This is a genomic window from Brevundimonas sp., from assembly GCF_036402095.1.
GTDB lineage: Bacteria > Pseudomonadota > Alphaproteobacteria > Caulobacterales > Caulobacteraceae > Brevundimonas.
Map to the genome: position 1 here is coordinate 1 of NZ_DASWTO010000137.1, position 2,101 is coordinate 2,101.

A 2,101-nucleotide genomic window follows, 5' to 3' on the forward strand; every position below is an offset into this window, starting at 1 on the left:
GCGCGGCGAGCAAGCGGGCAGGATCCATCCCTGCCCTCGAGGACCCCCGGACTCTCCATCGCCCGGGCTTCATCGCTCGACCACAGCCCGCCGTCGTCGAGGAGCGTGGATCCGACGCCCTCCCCATCGACGGGATGCCCCTATTATGCGCCCGGGATCGGGCGTGCTCAGGAAACAGGTTCGAGAAAAGGCGATGTGTCTGGAAAGGCGGGGGATTATCCGCGCTATCCGACTATGGATTCCCGGATTGTCAGCACAGCGTCAGGGCCTTCGGAGAGCCGGGGCCCGGCGCCCGCGGCCCCCGTCAGAGAGCCGCAATCGACCGGCGCGCCGGATCAGTTCTGCGGCGCCGTCGGGCTGACGACGGCCGGGCCGGGCGCGGGAGCGGGGGTCGGGACCGGCACGGGCACCTCGCGTTCGATCACCACGGGCGGGGCGGAGCGGGCTTCGGCGGCGCGCGCCTCGGCGGCCGCGGCGGCGGCGTTGGCGCGGGCGATGTCGACGCTGGCCTGGGCGCCGGCGACCTGGCCCTGGACCAGGGCGGCGTCCGCCTGGGCCTGGGCCTCGGCGGCGTCGAGCCGGGCCTCCAGCACCTCCTCGTCGGTCTGCGGCGCGCCGCCCCGGGCGAACAGGATCCACAACACGGCGATCAGCACCAGGCCGCCGAGGATGCCGGCGATCCACCAGCCGCTGTTCGAGTCGCGCACGACCACCCGTTCAACGGTTTCGGTCACCACGCCGGGGCCGGTGACGACGGTCTCCACGGTTTCGACGTGGTCGCCCGGGTCGACGACGGGGCGGCGCGGGTCGAGGTTCGGATCGTACTGGGTCACGGGCAGTCCTCCAATGAACTGCCGCAACGGCTCCGGTTGTCGTCCGTTCCGCCGTTAACCCACCCTGCGCAGCACCAGGGCGCTCCAGGCGTCGCGGCGGATGCGGCGCTCGAGCACGAAGCCGCGCGAGAGGTAGGCGGCGGTGACCCGCCGTTCCTGGGTGCGCAGCAGGCCGGACAGGATGGCCACGCCGCCGAGTTGCAGCGCCTCCCTGATGTCCTGCGACAGGCTGACCAGCGGCGGGGCCAGGATGTTGGCGAAGACCAGATCGTATGGCCCCTGCCCGCGCACCTTGCGGTCGTTGAGGCCGAAGGCGTGGACGAAGCGGGCGTTGGCCATGTTCAGCTTCGCGTTCTCGTTGGCGATGCGCACCGACGGCGCGTCGATGTCGGTGCCCAGGGCGACCTTCGAGCCGGTCTTCGCCGCCGCTATGGCGAGGATGCCGGTGCCGCAGCCGACGTCGAGCACGCGCTCGAACCGTTCGCGCTTGAGCAGCTCGTCGAAGGCGACGAGGCAGCCGACCGTGGTGCCGTGATGGCCGGTGCCGAAGGCGGCGCCGGCGTCGATCTTGAGGTTGACGGTGTTGCGGGGCACGACGCCCTCGTCGTGGGCGCCGTAGACGAAGAAGCGCCCGGCGCGCACCGGCGGCAGGCCCGACAGGGACATGGCCAGCCAGTCGGCGTCGGCCAGTTTCTCGACGATGACGGTCAGTCCGTCGTGCGCCTTCAGCCGCGCCTCGATGCCGCGCGCGTCGTCTTCATCATTGGGAAAGGCGTCGATCCGCCATATGCCCCGGTCCTCGTCTTCCTCGAGGATCGAATAGGTGGCGCCCTCCAGCAGCGGGTCGGAATCCAGAGACACCGCGGCGGCCTCTGCGATCCCGCGCGGGCCCCTCGCGATTATTTGAACTGCGGACTCGGACATTTCTCAAACACCGCTATCATGACGAATCGAGACACGCGCTGGCGTGCGCTCCACCGCCAGCATCAACCAACTGAACCGAGGGGTCGGGGAATCCATGGCTAAAGCACCGTCCAAGCCGAGTACCGCCAAGCCGAAGGCGGCGTCCGCCGCTTCCAAGCCGAAACCGGCGGCAAAGTCGAGCGCCGCGAAGCCGGCCGCGACGAAGGCTCCGGCCAAGGCCGCCGCGCCGAAGCCGGCCGCCAAACCCGCCGCCGCTCCCGCCGCCGCGAAGAAGCCCGCCGCCAAGGCCGCTCCGAAGCCGGCCGTGAAGGCCGCGCCGAAGGCCGCCGCCAAGCCGGCCGCCA

3 protein-coding genes are annotated in these 2,101 nt (G+C 71.2%); all 3 read right to left on the minus strand.

Going from position 1 to position 2,101, the window contains the following annotated elements:
- Window positions 1-335: 335 nt before the first annotated feature.
- Entirely contained in the window at window positions 336-833 is a 498-nt protein-coding gene (locus VGD32_RS09740; RefSeq protein WP_331031694.1) for a hypothetical protein, read from the minus strand.
- A 54-nt stretch (window positions 834-887) separates the two neighbouring features.
- Window positions 888-1,757, minus strand: coding sequence for a 50S ribosomal protein L11 methyltransferase (locus tag VGD32_RS09745; protein WP_331031695.1), 870 nt, complete (start codon window positions 1,755-1,757; stop codon window positions 888-890).
- A 3-nt stretch (window positions 1,758-1,760) separates the two neighbouring features.
- The coding region (locus VGD32_RS09750) for a hypothetical protein (protein ID WP_331031696.1) at window positions 1,761-2,101 on the minus strand (341 nt) is incomplete at its 5' end.

Bases quoted from the DNA above. Each gene is read 5' to 3' on its own strand.
- VGD32_RS09745 (WP_331031695.1), bottom strand. From the start codon at position 1,757: ATGTCCGAGTCCGCAGTTCAAATAATCGCGAGGGGCCCGCGCGGGATC.